19 protein-coding genes are annotated in these 20,372 nt (G+C 64.2%); 7 read left to right on the plus strand and 12 right to left on the minus strand.

What is annotated here, in order from left to right; genetic code table 11:
* Positions 1 to 34: 34 nt before the first annotated feature.
* Positions 35 to 907, plus strand: coding sequence for an acetyl-CoA carboxylase, carboxyltransferase subunit beta (gene accD, locus NU688_RS24005; protein WP_013540010.1), 873 nt, complete (start codon positions 35 to 37; stop codon positions 905 to 907).
* Between the two features lie 91 nt (positions 908 to 998).
* Here accD and NU688_RS24010 read toward each other — a convergent pair whose 3' ends face one another.
* Entirely contained in the window at positions 999 to 1,559 is a 561-nt protein-coding gene (locus NU688_RS24010) for a YggT family protein (protein ID WP_257863328.1), read from the minus strand.
* Between the two features lie 25 nt (positions 1,560 to 1,584).
* Here NU688_RS24010 and NU688_RS24015 point away from each other — a divergent pair, with 25 nt between their 5' ends.
* From NU688_RS24015 to lysS, 3 genes are all read left to right on the plus strand, one after another.
* Complete coding sequence (locus NU688_RS24015) at positions 1,585 to 2,265, plus strand: LON peptidase substrate-binding domain-containing protein (RefSeq protein WP_257863609.1); 681 nt, start codon at positions 1,585 to 1,587, stop codon at positions 2,263 to 2,265.
* A 93-nt stretch (positions 2,266 to 2,358) separates the two neighbouring features.
* Complete coding sequence (locus NU688_RS24020) at positions 2,359 to 3,216, plus strand: hypothetical protein (protein WP_257863329.1); 858 nt, start codon at positions 2,359 to 2,361, stop codon at positions 3,214 to 3,216.
* 177 nt (positions 3,217 to 3,393) lie between these two features.
* Positions 3,394 to 4,935, plus strand: coding sequence for a lysine--tRNA ligase (gene lysS / locus NU688_RS24025; RefSeq protein ID WP_257863330.1), 1,542 nt, complete (start codon positions 3,394 to 3,396; stop codon positions 4,933 to 4,935).
* A 368-nt stretch (positions 4,936 to 5,303) separates the two neighbouring features.
* Here lysS and NU688_RS24030 read toward each other — a convergent pair whose 3' ends face one another.
* The gene (locus tag NU688_RS24030; RefSeq protein ID WP_257863331.1) at positions 5,304 to 6,665 is read right to left on the minus strand and encodes a galactosyl transferase GMA12/MNN10 family protein; all 1,362 of its coding nucleotides are present in this window, start codon (positions 6,663 to 6,665) and stop codon (positions 5,304 to 5,306) included.
* A 178-nt stretch (positions 6,666 to 6,843) separates the two neighbouring features.
* Here NU688_RS24030 and NU688_RS24035 point away from each other — a divergent pair, with 178 nt between their 5' ends.
* The 3 genes from NU688_RS24035 to NU688_RS24045 are packed head-to-tail and all read left to right on the plus strand — an operon-like array spanning position 6,844 to position 10,534.
* Positions 6,844 to 8,115, plus strand: a complete 1,272-nt coding sequence (locus NU688_RS24035) for an Hsp70 family protein (RefSeq protein ID WP_257863332.1) — start codon at positions 6,844 to 6,846, stop codon at positions 8,113 to 8,115.
* Positions 8,112 to 8,639 (plus strand): YgjP-like metallopeptidase domain-containing protein, encoded by a 528-nt coding sequence (locus NU688_RS24040; protein WP_257863333.1) that lies wholly within the window; start codon positions 8,112 to 8,114, stop codon positions 8,637 to 8,639. Before NU688_RS24035 ends, NU688_RS24040 begins: the two co-directional genes overlap by 4 nt.
* The gene (locus NU688_RS24045; protein WP_257863334.1) at positions 8,636 to 10,534 is read left to right on the plus strand and encodes a glycosyltransferase family A protein; all 1,899 of its coding nucleotides are present in this window, start codon (positions 8,636 to 8,638) and stop codon (positions 10,532 to 10,534) included. Before NU688_RS24040 ends, NU688_RS24045 begins: the two co-directional genes overlap by 4 nt.
* A 183-nt stretch (positions 10,535 to 10,717) precedes the next feature.
* On the opposite strand, the gene NU688_RS24050 is transcribed toward NU688_RS24045, so the two are convergent.
* From NU688_RS24050 to lepA, 10 genes are read right to left on the minus strand one after another with little or no spacing between them, the layout of a single operon-like run.
* Complete coding sequence (locus NU688_RS24050; protein ID WP_257863335.1) at positions 10,718 to 12,067, minus strand: galactosyl transferase GMA12/MNN10 family protein; 1,350 nt, start codon at positions 12,065 to 12,067, stop codon at positions 10,718 to 10,720.
* Between the two features lie 11 nt (positions 12,068 to 12,078).
* Entirely contained in the window at positions 12,079 to 13,182 is a 1,104-nt protein-coding gene (gene nagZ, locus NU688_RS24055; RefSeq protein ID WP_257863336.1) for a beta-N-acetylhexosaminidase, read from the minus strand.
* Positions 13,179 to 13,589 (minus strand): holo-ACP synthase, encoded by a 411-nt coding sequence (acpS, locus tag NU688_RS24060; protein WP_257863337.1) that lies wholly within the window; start codon positions 13,587 to 13,589, stop codon positions 13,179 to 13,181. Before acpS ends, nagZ begins: the two co-directional genes overlap by 4 nt.
* Entirely contained in the window at positions 13,586 to 14,368 is a 783-nt protein-coding gene (locus NU688_RS24065; protein ID WP_257863338.1) for a pyridoxine 5'-phosphate synthase, read from the minus strand. Before NU688_RS24065 ends, acpS begins: the two co-directional genes overlap by 4 nt.
* Positions 14,365 to 15,138, minus strand: a complete 774-nt coding sequence (recO, locus tag NU688_RS24070) for a DNA repair protein RecO (RefSeq protein WP_257863339.1) — start codon at positions 15,136 to 15,138, stop codon at positions 14,365 to 14,367. Before recO ends, NU688_RS24065 begins: the two co-directional genes overlap by 4 nt.
* Before the next feature lies 1 nt (position 15,139).
* Positions 15,140 to 16,108 carry a GTPase Era gene (gene era, locus NU688_RS24075; RefSeq protein ID WP_257863340.1) on the minus strand — a complete coding sequence of 323 codons (969 nt, stop codon included), beginning with the start codon at positions 16,106 to 16,108 and terminating at the stop codon, positions 15,140 to 15,142.
* 7 nt (positions 16,109 to 16,115) lie between these two features.
* On the minus strand, positions 16,116 to 16,802 hold the full coding sequence (rnc, locus tag NU688_RS24080; RefSeq protein WP_257863341.1) for a ribonuclease III: 687 nt from the start codon (positions 16,800 to 16,802) through the stop codon (positions 16,116 to 16,118).
* A 17-nt stretch (positions 16,803 to 16,819) separates the two neighbouring features.
* Complete coding sequence (locus tag NU688_RS24085) at positions 16,820 to 17,188, minus strand: DUF4845 domain-containing protein (protein WP_257863342.1); 369 nt, start codon at positions 17,186 to 17,188, stop codon at positions 16,820 to 16,822.
* 35 nt (positions 17,189 to 17,223) lie between these two features.
* Positions 17,224 to 18,189, minus strand: coding sequence for a signal peptidase I (gene lepB / locus NU688_RS24090; RefSeq protein WP_257863343.1), 966 nt, complete (start codon positions 18,187 to 18,189; stop codon positions 17,224 to 17,226).
* 8 nt (positions 18,190 to 18,197) lie between these two features.
* Entirely contained in the window at positions 18,198 to 20,009 is a 1,812-nt protein-coding gene (gene lepA, locus NU688_RS24095) for a translation elongation factor 4 (RefSeq protein ID WP_257863344.1), read from the minus strand.
* Positions 20,010 to 20,372: the final 363 nt, after the last annotated feature.

Genomic DNA, 20,372 nt, shown 5'->3' on the forward strand with positions numbered 1-20,372 from the left:
CCCCAAAGGAGAGGGGAGCTAATTCCGGAGTCCTATGAGCTGGCTTGAAAAACTGCTACCCGCCAAGATCGCACAAACCGACCCTGCCGAGCGCCGCCAGGTGCCCGAGGGCCTGTGGATCAAATGCCCGGCCTGCGAGACGGTGCTCTACAAGACCGACCTGGAGCACAACCAGAACGTCTGCCCGAGCTGCAGCCACCACCACCGCATCGGCGCCCGCGCGCGCCTGGACGCGTTCCTCGACGCCGAAGGCCGCTACGAAGTCGGCCAGGAAGTGCTCCCGGTCGACGCCCTGAAGTTCAAGGACAGCCGCAAGTACCCCGAGCGGCTGAAGGAAGCGTTGGAAAACACCGGCGAGACGGACGCGCTGGTCGTCATCGGCGGTTCGGTCCACAGCATCAACGTGGTCGTGGCCTGCTTCGAATTCGAGTTCATGGGCGGCAGCATGGGCAGCGTGGTCGGCGAGCGCTTCGTACGCGGCGTCGAGACCGCCATCGAGCAGAAGGTGCCCTTCATCTGCTTCACCGCCACCGGCGGCGCGCGCATGCAGGAAGGCCTGCTCTCGCTGATGCAGATGGCCAAGACCAATGCCGCGCTCACGCGCCTGGCGAAGAAGGGCCTGCCCTACATCAGCGTGCTGACCGACCCGACCATGGGTGGGGTGAGCGCCGGCTTCGCCTTCGTGGGCGATGTGGTCATTGCCGAACCCAAGGCGCTGATCGGCTTTGCCGGCCCGCGCGTGATCGAATCGACCGTGCGCGTGACGCTGCCCGAAGGCTTCCAGCGTGCGGAGTTCCTGCAGACCAAGGGCGCGATCGACTTCATCAGCGATCGCCGCGAACTGCGCAAGACGATTGCGAGCACGCTCGCAATGCTGCTGCGCCAGCCGGCCGACGCGGTGAGCTGAACGAGCAGCGAAACGCGACAAGCCAAAGCAAAAGGGCCCGGGTGCAATGTGCACCCGGGCCTTTTTTGTTTGTTTGCTGACTGGCTGCGACTCAGAAAGTCAGTTGGTAGGCAAACACCAGCAGATTGCTCAGCACGATCGCAATCACCTGCAGCACCACGATGGCGGCGAGGGGCGACAGGTCCACGCCGCCGATCAGCGGGATGAAGCGGCGAAACGGTCGGACCAGCGGTTCAGCCAGTCGGGAAATCAGATCGAGCAGCATCGGCGACGCGCCCGGCACCCACGAAAGCACGGCATAGACCACCAGGAGCGCAGTCAGCCCCGAGATCGCAAGCTGCAGCAGCCCCACGAGCGACACCAGCGGCAAGGTGGCGATGCGTCCGAGATTGCCGACCAGCAGCCACAGCAGCAGGAACTTCAGCAGCACCAGCAGCCAGGCGGCGATCAGGCTCGCGAGGTCCCAGCGCTTGACCGAAGGCACGATGCGCCGCAGCGGCAGCACGATCCAGTCGGTGATCGCGAACACGAAGCGCCCCAGCGGATTGCCGAACGGCACCCGGTGGTACTGCATGTAGAGGCGCAGCAGGCAGGCGCCGCCGAGCAGGCCGACGATCACGTCGAGAAGGAACGAAGGAATCTGGTAGAGCATGGGGCGCGGTCGTGAGCGGAATGCGATGATAGCCATGCAAGGTTTTTCGATGACGACACAGCCCCTTCTGCATTCACTGCCATTGTTCCCGCTCGGTACGGTCCTGTTCCCGGGCGGCCTGCTTCCCTTGCGCATCTTCGAGGTGCGTTATCTCGACATGATCGGCAAATGCCGCAAGGCCGATGCGCCGTTCGGCGTGGTCAGCCTCACGAGCGGCAGCGAGGTCCGCAAGGCCGGCGCCGATGCGGAAAGCTTTGCAGCCATCGGCACGCTGGCCGTCATCCGCGAATTCGAATCGCCGCAAAGCGGCCTGCTTCAGATCGAATGCATCGGTACGCAGCGCTTTCGCGTTCGCAGCACCGAGCTGCAGAAGCACGGCCTGTGGGTTGCCGAGGTGGAAGCGGTGATCGACGACGTCGCGCTCGAAATCCCCGATGACCTCCTGCACACGGCTACCGCGCTGCGGCGCCTGGTCGATACGCTCGAAGAACGCCGCCGTGCACAAGATTCGCAAGGTGCGCGGACCGTGCGGCTGCCCATCGGCGAGCCCTACCGGTTCGACGACTGCGGCTGGGTGGCGAACCGCTGGTGCGAGCTGGTGCCGATGCAGCTCGAATTGCGGCAGCGGCTGATGGAGCTCGACAGTCCGTTGATGCGGCTGGAGCTGGTCAGCGATTTGTTGGCACGAACGGGGATTTCCAGCTGACCTCCCGCGCCGGGGAGCGCGCCGCGCAGCGTTAAGCTCAAGAGCCCGGTGCACGATGCGCCGTCCGACGAACCGTGACTATGAATATTCGCCATGCCAGGGCCTGATTATTTCTTTTGCATCGCACATGAACCGCCATGGTTCGAACTGCCGGACCACGTAGAAGTCGTCGCCACGGGCAAGCACCAGGCCGACGGTCGCCTGAACATCCGCGATTCGCTCCGCACCATCGGCACGGGCAGCCTGAGCGGCGACAACTTCTATCCCTATCTCACCGGCACCGCGGGTTCGCTGTACATCAGCGAGTTGCTCCAGAGCCGCCCGACGGAGGGTCGATCGGTCTGTGTCTTTCAATACCGCAAGCTCATCTCGCCGACCCCCATCGGCGAGCCCTCGACCAACTACCCGTTCATGCGCATGCTGGGCATGCCCTTCGGCAAGGATCAGGTGTCCGAGATTTTCGCGAGCTACGCGACGGACCTGCTGATGCCGCACCCCTTCATCATGGGCACCGGCATGCTGGCCCAATACGCCGCCTGCCACCACATCGGGGATTTTCTCCTGCTGACCCGCATCGCCATGGACCGGCAGGTGCTGCACGCGGCCGAAATCACGACCTTCTTCGGCACACGACTCTTCGTTCCGGGCGGGGTCGAATTCGGCATTTTTCCCTGCCATCTCTATATCGGCATCCTGGAGCGCGTGCGTCCGGTTCTCGACGAATTCCTGACCCGGCACGCTCCGGTCGAACCGCATCACGAGTATCAGCGGCGCGCACTTTCTTTTTTCACGGAGCGCCTCACCAGCTACCTGCTGCTCAAGGAGCTCGGATGGCCCGTTTCGGGCGCCCACCCCGACGGCACGGCCTGTGAATTGCCTGCGCAGAACATCGGCTACATGTGCACGCTGAGCGAAAACGGCCAGTACCGCGTGTTCGGCCATCCCGACTAGGCGTGCGAAATCAAAGGTGCGGATGTGCCCGGCGGGGCATGTCGGCACGCGACTTCTCGCTCTGTTTTTCATAGCACATTGCGCAGAACCAGCGGGCGCTGAGCCCCAGTTTCATTTGAATTCGATCAGCTAAAATGCTGGGCCGCGCACGCTCCTGTTGCGCCTCATTTGCTCCCCATGTCCGATCAACTGCCCCCTTCTTCGCCTCCCCCTTCTCCCGTCGACGACAACAAGCTCATCGCCGAACGCCGCGAAAAGCTCAAGCTGCTGCGCACCGCGCAGGTCGAGGGCAAGGGCGTCGCGTTCCCCAATGACTTCAAGCCGGGCCACCGCGCCGCGGCGCTTGTCGCGGCGCACGATGCGGTCGAAGCCGAAGCCCTCGAGGCGCAGGCCATTCCCGTCAGCGTGGCGGGCCGCATGATGCTCAAGCGCGTGATGGGCAAGGCCAGCTTCGCGACCTTGCAGGATGCCACGGGCCGCATCCAGCTCTACGTGACGCGCGATGCCGTCGGCGAAGAAGCGTACGCAGAATTCAAGCGCTGGGACCTCGGCGACATCCTGGGTGCCGAAGGCACGCTGATGAAGACCAAGACCGGTGAGCTCTCGGTCAAGGTGACGAAGCTGCGCCTGCTCACCAAGAGCCTGCGCCCGCTGCCCGGCGACTTCTACGGCATGGCCGACCAGGAGCAGAAGTACCGCCAGCGCTATGTCGACCTGATCACCGACGAAGCGGCCCGCGTGCGCTTCACCGCACGCAGCAAGGCCGTGAGCGCGCTGCGCGAATTCATGGTGGCCAACGACTTCCTCGAAGTCGAGACGCCCATGCTGCACCCCATTCCGGGCGGCGCGAATGCCAAGCCGTTCAAGACGCATCACAACGCGCTCGATCAGGAGATGTTCCTGCGCATCGCGCCCGAGCTGTACTTGAAGCGCCTGATCGTCGGCGGTTTCGAGCGCGTGTTCGAAATCAACCGGAGCTACCGCAACGAGGGCATCTCGGTGCGGCACAACCCCGAGTTCACGATGATGGAGTTCTATGCGGCCTACTGGAACTACCGTGACCTGATGGATTTCACCGAGACGCTCATCCGCACCATCGCCGACAAGGCCGTGGGCTCGCAGCAGCTCACGTACGGCGGCAAGCCCGTCGACCTGACCCAGCCTTTCGAACGCCTGACGATCCGCGAAGCGATCCTGAAGCACACCGACGCAGGCGATGGGGTCGACGACACCGCCTGGCTCATCAACGGCCTGCGCAAGCTCGGGCTGAGCGAAGAGAAGGACAAGCTTTCGCAGCGCAGCCTCGCGAGCCTGCAGGTGATGTACTTCGAGGAGACCGTCGAAGAGAAGCTCTGGCAGCCGACCTTCATCATGGAACACCCGACCGAGATCTCGCCGCTGGCACGCGCCAACGACGAGCGCCCCGAGGTCACCGAGCGCTTCGAGCTCTACATCACGGGCCGCGAATTCGGCAACGGCTTCAGCGAACTGAACGACGCCGAAGACCAGGCCGCCCGCTTCAACGCGCAGGTGGCCGCCAAGGACAGTGGCGACGACGAAGCGATGTACTACGACCACGACTTCGTGCGCGCGCTCGAATACGGCATGCCACCCACTGGTGGCTGCGGCATCGGCATCGACCGGCTGATGATGCTGCTGACCGATTCACCAAGCATCCGCGACGTGATCCTGTTTCCGGCGCTGCGCAGGGAGCTTTGAGTGCACGGGGTCCCGCACCGTCCGCCCTTGTTCGATACCCCCTCTCTGCGGCATGGCATAACCACACATGTCGAGCCGGTCGAAATGGCGGCTGACCACCACCTTCGCCTACCGCTCGCTACCGCGCAACCACGACAACCAGGGGCCGGACGCCGATCAACCCGGAGACGGTCCCATTCGAGCTGCCGTCGCCTCGGCGTCTGATTGTCAAAGGCAACGTCACCGAGTCCATCGTTTATTTGCCGGACAGCGGATCGCAGAAGTTTCCACTAAGTGATAGCAGCCTCGGCCTGTGGCTGATGAACGACGCGCAAGAAATGTTGCTCAGGCAGGCCCCTCAGCAACCGCACCCAGGCGTCGTACCTGCCTCAGCGAATCCGCTGCGACGCAGCATCCACGTCAGCCATGTAGACCGAGCGATACGGCTCGCCGAGGCTCATGAAGTGGACCATCAGGCTGTCGCTGGTGGCCAGGTGCGGTGGCGTATTGAGGCTCAGGTAGTCGAGGATGTTGTTCTCGCTGGCCAATCCTTCTTCGCGGATCACTTCGTTTGTATGAAACTGGTCGCCCTGGCTGCTGTACACACTCGATTTGTCTTCGACCCCTGTGATTCGCGCCCATATGCGCGCGAGCAGTTCTGCATTGTGTGCAGTGTTCCTGAATCCCATGACTCCGGAGTTGAAGGTCCATCCGCCCACGTCCTTGGCGAAGAGGAGATCGCGCCCCTCGAGCAATGGCTCGAAGCGCTTCGCCTGGTTGACGAAAAGAATATCGGCATCGACCCACACCACCCACTGGTGCTGCTCCAGGTGCCGCGCAAGCAGCCAGGCCTTGATCCACGCGCCATTGATCTCGGGATCCAGTTCGCCCGGAATGCCCCGGTACACGTGATAGCCGTATCCATGGCGCTCGCAATAGCGCCGCACATTGTGCTCGGACACGCGCGCATAGGTGCTGATGTGGTGCGTGTAGAGCGTCACAAAGCCGATTTGCGCATCGACATTGACACTCGACACGAGCTCCTCCGAAAGCACCGGGTACGTCGGCTGCTGCAGCATCGGCAACCCCTCCAATAGCGCTGCATTCACTTGTCGCACCAGCAGGCGCTGCAGATTGCGGTCATGGAGCATGTCTTCGTGCACCTGCCCATCCTGTTCCAGCTTCGGCACGGAAGCGAGGTTCACGACGAAGACGGGCGCATTGAACCACTCGGTGATACGCCAGCTCACGTTGACATGGCGATCAGCCAGGAAGGCATTGAATCCGAGCATGCCGGCAGGGCGAAACAGTGCGGCTTCGTCGAGCCGCGAAGTCAAGCCGATTTGCCGATCCGCTTCGCTGAGCCGCGACACCGAACGTGCCACCGCCGCGCCCGCCGCCGCGAGCATCTGGTTCAGCAGGTTGCGGTTAGCCGTGGTGTTGCGCAAGATCATCATGTTCGTGAGCGCCAGGCCACTGGGGCCATCTACCACAAGCACATCCCGCCCCTCCATCAACTGCTCCACTGCGACAGGACGGAAAACCACGGAGTCTCCATCGAGGAACAGCAGCCAGTCGCCTTCTGCCAGTGTGCGCAGATGGCGCAGGATCTCCGAGTACTTGACCCCATTGCGCAGGGATGCGTCCCCGACATGCGAGGACTCGACCCATTGGTGCGGGTAGCCGTAAATGCGGCAATAGTGCGCATGGTTGCGCAGGACCTGCTCGTCGACCCGCTCGAAAAATGTCATGCACAACGGCATCGAAAACTCCCGCTATATCCCCGAACCGGGCCGCAGTCTATCTCGCACCGCGCTGACCTTTACACTCGACGCCCCGCTTCGGATGCAGTCGCCGCGCCGGACAAGCCCCGTCGCCCCCACCAGAACACGAAAGGCCGCGCATTTGAGCGCGCAAAGCATTGATTGCATGAAGCAACGATCCATCTCGACACTCGGCATCGACTTCGGAACCTCGAATTCAGCCATCGCCTGCGCCCCAAGCGGTGAAGCCCCCCGTCTGCTGCCGGTCGAAGGCAGCGCCACCACGCTGCCGACCGCGATCTTCTTCAACGCCGAAGACCGCACGACCCATTTCGGCCGCGAGGCTGTCGCCCTCTACCTCTCGGGCGTCGAGGGTCGGCTGATGCGATCGCTCAAGAGCCTGCTCGGCAGCGCGCTGATGCAGGAGAAGACGGCCGTCTACGACGGGCTCGTGAGCTTCGAGGACATCATCGCGCGCTTCCTGCGCGAACTGGCGGTGCGCGCCGGGCGCGAGCTCGGCCAAATCCCCGAACAGGTCGTGATCGGGCGGCCCGTGCATTTCGTGGACGACGATTCCAAGCGCGACGAACGCGCCGAAGAGAGCCTGCGCCATGCAGCCCGCGCCGCGGGGTTTCGCGACGTGGCGTTTCAGCTCGAACCGATCGCGGCCGCCTTCGACTACGAGCAACGCATCACGAAGGAATCGGTGGTGCTGATCGTCGATATCGGCGGCGGCACCTCGGACTTCACCGTCGTGCGCGTGGGTCCGGACCGGGCTGCGCGCACCGACCGCAGCGACGACGTGCTGGCCACCAGCGGCGTGCACATCGGCGGCACCGACTTCGACCAGCGCCTGAACCTCGAACGCGTGATGCCGGAGTTCGGCTTTCGCCACCACGGACCCCAGGGCCGCGAGGTACCGAGCAAGGTGTTCTTCGAGTTGTCGTCGTGGCACCTGATCAACTGGCTCTATGCCGCCAAGGCGGTTCGCCAGGCGAAGGAACTGCGCACCAACTATGCCGACACGCAGCTGCACGACCGGCTGATGACGGTGCTGGAAGAGCGCCACGGCCACCGCATTGCCAGCGCCGTCGAGCAGGCCAAGATCGATGCCTCCGTGACCGATGCGCAGACCTCGATCGACCTCGCATGCGCGGAAGCGGGGCTGACGGCCACGCTCTCGCCTGTCGACATGGCGCAGCAGCTTTCCGCACAGCTCGAGAACGTGATCGCCTGTGCGCATGCCTGCGTCAAGCGCGCGGGCCTGCGCAGCGGCGACCTCGATGCGATCTACTTGACGGGCGGCTCGTCGGCCCTGCGCCCGTTCCAGCATGCGCTGCGCAAGAGTTTTGCCGGCGTGAACCTCGTCGAGGGCGACCTGTTCGGCGGCGTGGCCACCGGGTTGGCCTGCGCGACGCCACAACGGCGCCGGACATGAAATACCTTGCGGGCTATCCGGCGAGCCTGCAAGAACAGGTCGCGCAGCTGATCGCGCAAGACAAGCTCGGGGCATTGCTGAGCCAGCGCCATCCCGGCGGCACGCACGACATCCAGTCGGACCGGGCGCTCTACGACTACGTGGGCGGACTCAAGAACGAGTTCATGCGCAAGGCAGAGCCGCTGGCCAAGGTGATGTTCGACAACAAGCTGCACGTGATCCGCAATGCGCTGGGCACGCACACCACGGTCTCGCGCGTCCAGGGTGGCAAGCTCAAGGCCAAGCGGGAGATTCGGGTGGCCAGCCTGTTCAAGGAGGTGCCTCTCGATCTGCTGCGCATGATCGTCGTGCACGAGTTGGCGCATACCAAGGAAAAGGCCCACGACAAGGCCTTCTACGCGCTATGCACGTACATGGAGCGGGACTATCATCGATTCGAGTTCGATCTCAGGCTGTACCTGACGCATCTGAACCTCGGCGGAAAACGCCTCTGGTCGCACGAGGCCCCCATCACCCCCCCATGACGCTGCCCAGACTCAACTTCACCTCGCTGTCCCAGGAGGAAGTCTGTGGCGACATCGTCAAAGCCTTCAGGTTGGCGGTCGAGAGGCTCGGCTATCCAACCAGCTATACCCCTTGCTACATCGAACCGGGTGCCATCAACATCCTGTTCTTTTTCTGGGACATACCGTGGAGTGAAATCCAGGCGCACCACCCCGATTGCATCATCGTCAACTTCGAACCGATGGTGCCCGGAACGCACGCGTGGTCCGAGAAGTACCTCGATGTACTGAAACGCGCCTATGTCTGGGAGTACAGCAAGTCGAACTTCCAGAGAAATCTCGAACTGGGCTACCGCAACGCGGACTATGTCGCCCTGGGCTGGGAGCCCGATGCGGCGCAGGTCGTGCCCCTCGCGGACATCCTGCCGGAGGAACAGCAGGACATCGACGTCGTGTTCTTCGGCTCGCTCACGCGCCGCAGGATCGTCCTTCTGGAGACGCTGATCGCGCGTGGCCTGCGCGTCGAACTCACCCGTGGCCGCCACTGGACGCTGGAAGAGCGCAACGACTACGTGCGCCGCGCCAAGTTGGTCCTCAATTTTCACAACTGGGAAGATTCGCGCATCGTCGAAGTCCCGCGGCTGTCCATCCTGATGCGGCACCGCAAGGCGGTGGTCTGCGAGCTCTACCCCGACAGCGAAATCGAGCCATGGATGCGCGAAGCCGTCGTCGGGGCGCCCTACGAGCGGCTGGTCGAAGCCGTGGAAGAACTGCTGGCGGACGCCCCTCGCCGCGCCGTCCTGGAGCGGGAAGGACTCGACAGATTCACCCGCCCGTGGGCGCCGCCGCTCGTCGGCCCCGCGATCGAGCGCTTCCTCGACTGGCGCGCCCAACAGGCCAACCGGTTCGTGGCGACCGAACTGCCGCGCGTGAGCGTCTGCCTTGCCCTGGGCGCATCGCCCGAAGCCTTGTCACGCAGCCTGCAAAGCCTGGCCCAACAGCGCGATATCAAGCTGGAGGTCGTGCTCATCGCCCCCACCGACTCGAAGGAGCTCGATGCCGCCCTCGCAACCCCGCCCTTCCCCAATCTCCACCTAATCCAGCTGCCCGTGGCGTTCGACCGGGCCACCGCCCGCAACATGGCGCTGGCGCAGTCCACGGGCGACTACCTCGTGTTCCTCGACGCCGGTGATGTCGCGGCTTCCGAGCGCCTGCAGCGCCAGGTCGCGCTGCTGGAAACCCGCCCCACGATCGACATCGTGGGCTGCTGGTGCGAGACGGACGACGGTCCGCTGCGCTTTGCGGAAAGGCATCAGGACATCGTCGCGGAATACCTCGGGCCCCAGCCCCTGTTGCTGTCGGCGTGCATGGTTCGCCGGGCTTTTCTGGAGCGCAGCGGTGTCCGGCACGACCCGGAGTTCACCATTCACGACGACCTGCACCTGCTTTGCAAGAGCGCCGCGGCCGGCGCGCGTTTCGCGGTCATTCCAGAGGTGCTTCATACCCCTGCTGCGCCGCCCGCACCCGCGGATCCCGCTCGGGCGGCAACGCTCGCCATGCGCGCCCGTGCATTGGTGCTGGCCTACCTGCTGCCCCAATGCAGCGGCGAGGACGTGAACGAGATCGCCCAGCTCTATGCGCACCTGTGGCCGCCGACGCTCGAATTTGCCGAACACCTTCTCGGCACGCTGGCCAGCGCCTGCTTGAAGCCTTCCAGAGCGCCCGGCCTGCAACCGGTGGAACACGAGACGCTGACGCGCGCGTTACGGCACGAAGCCCTGAGGCTGCTGCAAGTGTTCTTCAATGCGGGCCTGGCGGACAAAGCCTGGCTCGAGCGCCAGTTCGCGCTCGACGCGGTGGCCGCCTTCCTGGCACCCGCCGCCAATCAGCTGCCCGTGCGGGTCTTCAGGAACTGAGAAGGTGTGAACGAATCCGCCATGCCCGCTCATCCCACCCAGACACACCCGGTCGGCGTTGCAAACGCTCGCCATAGCCAGAGCTATGGCTGCGCTTTGCGCCTTGATCGGGCGCGCCTAGGCGGGCTGCTCGGGCACGCCGAATTCATTCACACCTTCTGACCCGGCAGGAGATTGCCGTCGTCAGCGAAGGCGCTGCGAGGCTGCGTCGCGCGCGGCCATGTAGGCGGAGCGGTAGGGCTCGCCGAGATTGATGAAGTGCACGAGCAGCGTCTCTTCGGTCGCCAGGTGCGGCGGCGTGTTGATGCTCAGGTTGTCGAGCACGCTGTCCGAGTCGACCAGCCCCTCGGCCGACAGCACCTCGTTGGTGTAGTACTGGTCGCCCTGGCTGGCGTAGACGGTGGACTTGTCGTCGACGCTGCCGATCCGCGCCCAAATGCGTGCCAGCAGTTCGGCGTTGCGGGCCGTGTTCCGGAACCCCATCACGCCCGAGTTGAACGACCAGGCCCCCACGTCCTTGCCCAGCAGCAGATCGCGGCCGTGCAACAGCTCATCGATGCGCCGGGTCTGGTTGAAGAACAGGGTGTCCGCGTCGATCCAGATGATCCAGTCGTGCTGTGCGAGGTGCTGCTGCAGCAGCCATGTACGGACCCACGAACCGTTGATGCCCGGCCCGATCTCCTCCGGAACGGCTCGGTACACGTGATAGGTATATCCGTGCCTGTCGCAATAGCGCTTCGCGTTGTGCTCGGAAACGCGCGCATAGCTGTTGATGTGATGGGTGTACAGCGTCAGGAACGCAATGCGCGCGCCCGGGTTGTAGGTGGTGAGGGGCTCGCTGGAAAGCTCTGGATAAGCCGCTTGCTGCAGCACGGGGCGCCCGTGCATCAGGGCGTCATTGACCTGGTCGACCAGCAGGCGCTGCAGGTTGAGGTCGTGCAGCATGTCTTCGCGCAGCCCGCCGCCCGGCGCGACGATGGGCAACGGACCCATGTTCACCACGAAGATGCGGGCGTGGAACCACTGGCTGATGCGCCAGGAGACGTTCACGTAGATGTCCCCGACCGTGGCATTGCATCCCAGCATTCCCGCAGGGCGCAGCCGTGCGGCTTCGTCGAGCCGGTCGGTCACCAGCGCGATCACCTGGCCGCAGTCCTCAAGCAGCCGATGCAGCAGGGCCCTGTTGGCGGGCGTGTTACGCAGCGCCATCATGTTGGTCATCGCGAGGCCGGCATGCTCGCCGACGGCCGGGCTCTCGAGCACCAGCAGATCGCGGCCTTCCATCAGGGTCTCGATGGCAACGGGGTGAAAAACCACCGAATTGCCATCGAGGAACAGCAACCAATCGCCCTCGGCCAGCCCGCGCAGACGGCGAAGCATCTCGCTGTACCTGGCACCGGCACGCAACGCGGGATGAATGATGTGATCGCTGTCCACCCACTGGTGGTCATACCCGAACGAGCGGCAATAGTGCGCATGGTTGCGCAGTACCGCGTCATCCTTGCGCTGGAAGAAGCTGAGGCACAAAGGCATGGTCTATCTCCTCAGGACGGAGCGCTTTCCTCGATGCCGACAAGGGAAAGCCGTCGTTTGGCGCCGCGATACGCCGACGACTCTGTCATCGACTGCCAGCTCGGTGCGGGCGCCTGGGGCAGCAGCGACTGCCGGCGCGCTTCGCTGGTGGCGTTGGCTTGCCAGCGCCCTGACGCCGCGGCGGCGCCGAAGCCTTCAAGAAATTCGTCCAGCAGTGCGCCATCGCCCACGCTCTGGTTGCAGACCATGGGCAGGTCGCATCCCGCCTCGAGCGCCGCCAACGCCGCGTCGGTAAAGCTCAACAACTCGCCATCGATGTACCGCCCGGCTTCCATGCTCAGGTCGTCGCTGAAGATCGCGCCATCGAACGCGAGCCGGGTCCGCAGCACATCCTGAAGCCACTTCGATGAAAAGCCCGCAGGCCGCGCATCGACCTTGGGATAGATGACGTGCGCGGGCATCACGGCCGCGAGCGTGCCGGCGAGCCATTCGTAAGGCCTGGCATCGTCGGCCAGGATTGCTTTGAGGCTGCGCTTGTCGACCGGAATCTCCACATGCGAGTCGGCATTCACGAACCCATGCCCCGGGAAATGCTTCCCACAGTTGCGCATCCCCATCTGCAGCATGCCGTGCATCACGCTCTTGGCCAACAGCGCCACCACGCGCGGGTCGCGGTGGAAGCTGCGGTCGCCGATCACGCTGCTGCCGCCGTAGTCGAGATCAAGCACCGGTGCAAAGCTGAAGTCGACGCCGCAGGCACGCAACTCGCCGGCAAGCACCAGCCCCGCCGCCGTCGCGACCTGCGTGGCGCGCATCGCATCGCGCATCCACAGCTCGCCCAGCGAACGCATCGAAGGCAGGCGCGTGAAGCCATCGGTGCGAAAGCGCTGCACACGCCCGCCTTCGTGATCGACGCAGATCAGCAGGTCGGGGCGGATCGCCTTGATCCCGGCATTGAGCGCCGTCATCTGCGCGCGGTCCTGCCAGTTGCGGGTGAAATGGATCACGCCGCCGACCAGCGGGTTGGCGAGACGCCTGCGGTCGGCGTCATTGAGTTCGGTGCCCGCCACATCGATGATGAGCGGCGCGTGGGTGCTTGTCGTTGTCACGGTCATGCTTCGTTTTGGATGTCTTTCTGCTCCACCACGACGAAGCTCGCGGCGTATTCGGTTTCGTCGGTCACCGTGACGTGGGCGGTCAGGCCCCTGGCCTCGAACCAGTCCTTGAGCTCGCCGTGCAGCACGATGACCGGCTTGCCGCTGCGCAGGTTGGCGATCTCGCACAGGCGCCAGGTCATCGGCATGCGCATGCCCAGGCCAATGGCCTTGCTGAAGGCTTCCTTGGCGGAAAAGCGGGTCGCGAGGTAGCTGAGGCCGCGCTTGGGCCATCGCGCGCTGCGGGCCTGCCAGACCGCGAATTCGGCGTCGCTCAACACCTTGCGGGCGAAGCGCTCGCCCTGGCGCTCGAAGGTCGCGGCGATGCGACGCAAATCGCAGATGTCGGTGCCGATGCCGTAGATCATGCAGGCCGAGCCTGTTGCGCCTCGGTGATGCAGCGCAGGTATTCGCGCGTCGTGGCGGCGTATCCGAGTTCGAGCGCATCGGCGACGAAGGCGTGGCCGATCGAGACCTCGTGGACACCACGCACCGCGCCCAGGAACGCGGTCAGGTTGTCGCGGCTCAGGTCGTGGCCGGCATTGACGCCGAGGCCGGCAGCTTGCGCCGCGCGTGCCGATTCGACGTAGCGTGCAAGCACGGCCTCTTCGTCGGCTGTGCCGCGCGATGCGGCATAGCCTTCGGTGTAGAGCTCGACGCGGTCCGCGCCCACGGCCTTGGCCGCGGCCATCATCTCGGGAATCGGGTCCATGAACAGGCTGACACGCACGCCCAGCGCCTTGGCTTCGGCGATCAGCGGGCGCAGACGCTCGGCGTCGTCGGGGAAGCTCCAGCCGTGGTCGCTGGTCGACTGGGATTCGCTGTCGGGCACGAAGGTGGCCTGGTGCGGGCGCAGTTCGCGCACGAAGTCCATCAGGTTGTGGAAGGGATTGCCTTCGATGTTGAACTCGATGCCCGGCCAGTCCTTGGCGAGCAGCGCGGACAGGTCGCTCACGTCATGTGCGCGAATGTGGCGCGCGTCGGGCCGTGGATGCACGGTAATGCCCTGGGCGCCGGCGGTGAGGCAGGCATTGGCGGCCGTCAGAACGCTGGGAATGCCCAGATGGCGCGTGTTGCGGACCAAAGCCACCTTGTTGAGGTTGACTGACAAGGAGGTGGTGGTGCCGGCGTTGCCTGAAGTGCTCATAGTGCTTGCAGATCTCTCATCATTTGCCGCGTGCGCAGCGTGGACACGCCGCAATGGTAGTTGAGCAGGGCGCGCAGCTGGTTTCTGAGGGCGCTGTTGCTGCCGGCATTCATGGTGGCGATCTCGCGCAGGGTCGCGGTGAAGGGGGCGCGGTCGTCCAGCACGGCCTGCAGGGCTTGCCAGTCGGTACCGGCCAGGCCGGCCTCGCCATCCGTCGCCGTCCGGAGCCCCGCCTCGGGCACGAGGCTGTAGCGCACGCTGGCGTCGAGCGGCTCCAGGGTCAGCGTCTGTACGTCGAGCGAGGGCAGCAGGCCGACTTCGCGCAGCAGGATCAGCTCGAAAGCGCGCAGCGCGGCGGCCTGGGTTGCTGCCTGGGCGCCGGCGTGGTCGCCCGCGAGCACCTGCACCACTCCGGCATAGGCGTCGAAAAGCGCCTCGTGCGCATCGTCCCGTGCCAGCAGGCGCAGCAGCAGTTCATTGACGTAGTAACCCGAGAGCAGCGCTTCGCCGGTCGGCATGACATGGCCGCCCATCCATTCGGCGCCCTTGAGCGTGCGGATCTCGGCATCGCCACCGTAGTTGAGCTGCAGCGGCTGCAACGGCAGCAGCACCGGCCGGAAATTGGAACTCGGCCGCTTCGCCCCCTTGGCCACCAACGCGATGCGCCCGTGGTGGCGGGTGAAGACCTCCAGGATCAGGCTCGATTCGCTCCAGTCGTAGCGATGGAGCACGTACGCCGGTTCGTGCGAAACGCGGTGGGCAGTGGCCACTTCATTCGTAGCCGAACGAGCGGACCCGGGCTTCGTCGTCGGCCCAGCCGGAACGCACCTTGACCCACAGTTCGAGGAACACCTTGGCGTCGGCCAGCTTCTCGAGCTCGACGCGCGTTTCCATGCCGATGCGCTTGATGCGCTCGCCCTTGTCGCCGATCACCATGGCCTTGTGACCATCGCGCTCGACCACGATGGTGGCGGCGATGCGCAGCAGGCGCTTCTGGCCCTTTTTCTGCGGCGGCTCTTCCTCGAACTTGTCGATGATGACGGTCGAGGTGTAGGGCAGTTCGTCGCCGGTGAGGCGGAACAGCTTCTCGCGCACCAACTCGCCAGCCAGGAATTTCTCGCTGCGGTCGGTGAGCTCGTCTTCGGCGTAGAACCAGGGCTGCTCGGGCAGGTATTTTTCGCAGATACCGAAGAGCCGCTCAACGTCCTTGGCATTCTTGGCCGACATCGGCACGAACTCGGCGAAGGCGTGCTTCGCCTGCATGGTCTGCAGCCAGGGCGCGATGTCGCCGCGGCGGTGCACGTTGTCCAGCTTGTTGGCGAGCAGTACGGTCGGAATGCCCTTGCCCAGGAGCTTGAGCACGCGCTCGTCGGCGGGTGTGAAACTGCCGGCCTCGACCACGAACAGGATCAGGTCCACGTCACCCACCGCGCCCTGCACGGTCTTGTTGAGCGATTTGTTCAGCGCGTTGGCGTGCAGGGTCTGGAAGCCCGGCGTATCGACGAACACGAACTGCGTCGCACCCAGCGTGCGCATGCCGGTGATGCGATGGCGCGTGGTCTGCGCCTTGCGCGAGGTGATGCTGATCTTCTGGCCGACCAGCGCATTGAGGAGCGTCGACTTGCCCACGTTGGGCTTGCCGACGATGGCGATGAGGCCGCAGTGTTGGGGAGCGCCTGCGCCCGCAGTGTCGCCTGTGGTGTCTTCAGGTCCGGCTTCTGGATTGGTAACGTCGTTCATTGTGATTTCACGCGGCTCCGCGTGCCTTGAGCCGGATCAGCATGGCAGCCGCGGCAGCCTGCTCGCCGGCGCGGCGCGAGCCGCCGATGCCGCGTTCGCGAAGACCCAACTCGGGCACCTCGCACTCGACATCGAAAGTCTGTTTGTGCGCTGCACCCAGGGTTGCCGCCACGCGGTACAGCGGCAGCTTCATTTTGTGGCCCTGCAGCCATTCCTGCAATTCGGTTTTCGGGTCCTTGGCGGCCGCTTCCATGCGCGGGTTGATCTCGACCGATTCGTACAGGCGGCGCACCAGCGCTTCGGCGGCTGCAAAGCCTGCGTCAAGGTAGACAGCGCCGATCAACGCCTCGAGCGCGTCAGCCAGGATCGAAGGCCGGCTGGGGCCGCCCGAGCGGGCTTCGCCCTCGCCGAGCCGCAGCAGCGGCGACAGCTGGAGTTCGAGCGCCAGCCGATGCAGGGTGTCCTGCTTGACCAGGTTGGCCCGCACCCGCGACAGGTCGCCTTCGGGCAGGGCCGAAAGGCGCGTGTACAGCAGATGCGATACCGCCAGGTTGAGCACCGAGTCGCCGAGGAACTCGAGGCGCTCGTTGTGGTCGGCCGAGAAGCTGCGGTGCGTGAGCGCGAGCTGGAGCAGCCGCGTGTCGGAGAACGAATGCTTGAGGCGCGCCTGCAGCGCGACGAGGCTGCCGTCCACCTTTTTCAGCGCCGCGTTCAGCGGGTCTCGCCCTTGTACTTGAGCGTCAGGTAGGCCGGACCGAACAAGGGGATCTCGCGTTCGTAGGCATACGAGACGACGACCTTGTCGCCGACCTTCTTGATGTCGAGATCCTTGCCCATGACCGACTTGAAGTCGTCAATGGCCTGAGCGCGATCGAAGATGGCTCGCACTTCGGGCACGGTCGTGCCCTCCTTGGCCTTGTTGGCGGCCTTGTCGATGGCCTGCCATTCGATCAATGTCGGAATGACCTGCGCGACGACCACGCCCAGACAGCCGAGTACTGCCGCGACGAACAGCAGGCCGATGAACGAGATGCCGCGCTGGTGCGCGGCCCTGCTGCGGATGGACCGGTTTGCTCTCATGCCCTCTTACCCCTCGAACAGTGTTGAATGACTGCTTATTGAAATGGACCGATGCGACCGAAATCGCCGAAGTTCATCCAGACGAAGAACGCCCTGCCCACGATGTTCTTGTCCGGAACGAAGCCCCAGAAGCGCGAATCCGCCGAATTATCGCGGTTGTCGCCCATCATGAAGTACTGGCCGGCAGGCACCTTGCAGACCACGCCTTCGACGGAGTAGCGGCAGTTCTCGCGGAACGGGAAGTCGCTGGCGCCCGGCACGAAGGAAGGCGCACCTTCGTCGTTGAGGATCTTGTGCTGCTTGCCGGCGAGATCCTCGTCGAACTGCTTGAGCAGGCGCATCGATTCGCCGTCGAGATAGTCGGGGGCCGCTGTCTTCGACACCGGCTGCCCGTTGATCGTGAGCTTCTTGTTCAGGTAAGCCACTTCGTCGCCCGGGATGCCGACCACGCGCTTGATGTAGTCCATGCTGGGCTTGGGCGGATAGCGGAACACCACGACGTCGCCGCGCGCAAGCGGCGTGCCATCGGTGATCTTGGTGTTGATGACCGGCAGGCGCAGGCCGTAGGTGAACTTGTTGACCAGGATCAGGTCGCCGGTCAGCAGCGTGGGCATCATCGAACCCGAAGGGATCTTGAACGGCTCGTAGAGGAACGAGCGCAGCAGGAACACCACCAGAATCACCGGGAAGAGGCCCGCCGTCCAGTCGAGCCACCAAGGCTGCATGAGCAGGCGCTCGCTGGCCTTGGTGTCGGCGGTGTCGACCTGGGTAATGCCCTGCCCGGCCAGCCGCGCGTTGCGCTCTGCCATCGAGGCCTCGAGCTTGGCGGCGGCCGCTTCGCGCCTCGGCAGGAAATAGAAGCGCTCGGCCAGCCAGTAGAGGCCGGTAACCACCGTGGCCACGAACAGCAGCAATGCGAAGTTGCCTTCGATCGCGCCGAAATACCAGGCGCCGACATAGCTGGCGAACGCCGCAAGGACCAGGGAAGTGATGAGTGCCATTTTTTTGATCAGTCTTCGACTTGCAGAATCGCCAGGAAGGCCTCTTGCGGGACCTCGACGGAACCGATCTGCTTCATTCTTTTCTTGCCCGCCTTCTGCTTCTCGAGCAGCTTCTTCTTGCGGGTGATGTCGCCGCCGTAGCACTTGGCCAGCACGTTCTTGCGGAGGGCCTTGATTGTCTCACGCGCAATGATGTTGACCCCGATGGCGGCCTGGATCGCCACGTCGAACATCTGGCGCGAAATGATCTCGCGCATCTTCGAGACCACCGCCCGGCCGCGGTACTGCGACTGGGTGCGGTGCACGATGATCGAAAGCGCATCGACTTTCTCGCCGTTCAGGAGGATGTCGACCTTGACCACGTCGGACGCGCGGTACTCCTTGAACTCGTAGTCCATGGAGGCATAGCCCCGGCTGACCGATTTCAGCTTGTCGAAGAAGTCGAGCACGATCTCACCGAGCGGCATCTCGTAGGTCAGCATGACCTGGCGGCCGTGGTAGGCCATGTTCATCTGCACGCCGCGCTTCTGGTTGGCCAGCGTCATGACGGCGCCGACGTATTCCTGCGGCATGTAGAGATGCACGGTCACGATCGGCTCGCGGATCTCGCTCATCTTGCCGACATCGGGCATCTTGGACGGGTTCTCCACCATGATGACTTCGCCGTCGTTGCGCACCACCTGGTAGACCACGCTGGGCGCGGTCGTGATCAGGTCCTGGTCGAACTCGCGCTCCAGCCGCTCCTGCACGATCTCCATGTGCAGCAGGCCGAGGAAGCCGCAGCGGAAACCGAAGCCGAGCGCCTGGCTCACTTCAGGTTCGTAGCGCAGCGACGAATCGTTGAGCTTGAGCTTTTCGAGCGCGTCGCGCAGCGAGTCGTACTCGCTGGCTTCGGTCGGGTAGAGCCCGGCAAACACCTGCGGCTGGATTTCCTTGAAGCCCGGCAGCGCCTCGGTGGCCGTCGCTGCCGCGCCGCCCGTGCCCGCCTTGATCAGCGTGACGGTGTCGCCGACCTTGGCCGCCTGCAGCTCCTTGATGCCCGCGATGATGAAGCCCACCTCGCCCGCCTCGAGTGAAGCGCGCGCTTCGGTGGCCGGCGTGAAGACGCCGATGTTGTCGGCGTTGTACATGGCGCCGGACGCCATCATCTTGATGCGCTCGCCCTTCGCCAGCCGGCCATCGACCACGCGCACCAGCATGACGACGCCGACGTAGGCGTCGAACCAGCTGTCGACGATCATCGCGCGCAGCGGGCCGTCGGGATTGCCGCGCGGTGCCGGCATCTTGTGCACGATCGCTTCGAGGATCTCGTCGATGCCCAGGCCGGTCTTGGCGGAACACGGAATCGCATCGGTCGCGTCGATGCCGATCACATCTTCGATTTCGGTGCGTGCGTTGTCGGGATCGGCGTTCGGCAAATCCATCTTGTTGAGCACCGGCACCACTTCGACGCCGAGGTCGAGCGCGGTGTAGCAGTTGGCCACCGTCTGCGCTTCGACGCCTTGCGATGCATCGACGACGAGCAGCGCGCCTTCGCATGCCGACAGCGAACGGCTCACTTCATAAGAGAAGTCGACGTGGCCCGGCGTGTCGATCAGATTGAGGTTGTAGACCTGTCCATCGAGTGCCTTGTAGTGCAGCGCGGCGGTCTGCGCCTTGATGGTTATCCCACGCTCTTTTTCGATGTCCATCGAGTCGAGCACCTGCGCTTCCATCTCGCGTTCTGCGAGGCCGCCGCAACGCTGGATCAAACGGTCTGCGAGTGTCGACTTGCCGTGATCGATGTGCGCAATGATCGAAAAATTTCTGATGTGATTCATCAACGGGAACGCTTAAGTACTTGAATTGGCTCGTGCCCAGCAGTGAGCGGGCAAGAAAAAAGGGCGCGTCTTCTGGAGACGCGCCCTGAACCAACAAGCAATGGCAACTGCAGTAGTTGGAACTTCATTGTAGGCAAAAAGGGAGGCACGTACATCCGGGAACGGGGTCCAAAGGGCTCGTTGCAGGTCCACAACATCAAAGATATAAACAGGTTATCAACAGGATCGGTGGAGCAGTCTATGAACAACTTGTGGGCGATCTGTGGAGCACCGGTGGACTGCTGTCTGACATCTCGCATCGTGAAGGTCGTTGCACTCCTTATGCGCTGACCGGCCGCCGCGAGTGCTCTATTCTACCGAAAA

Origin of the sequence: Variovorax sp. ZS18.2.2, from assembly GCF_024701975.1 — a bacterium.
GTDB lineage: Bacteria > Pseudomonadota > Gammaproteobacteria > Burkholderiales > Burkholderiaceae_C > Variovorax.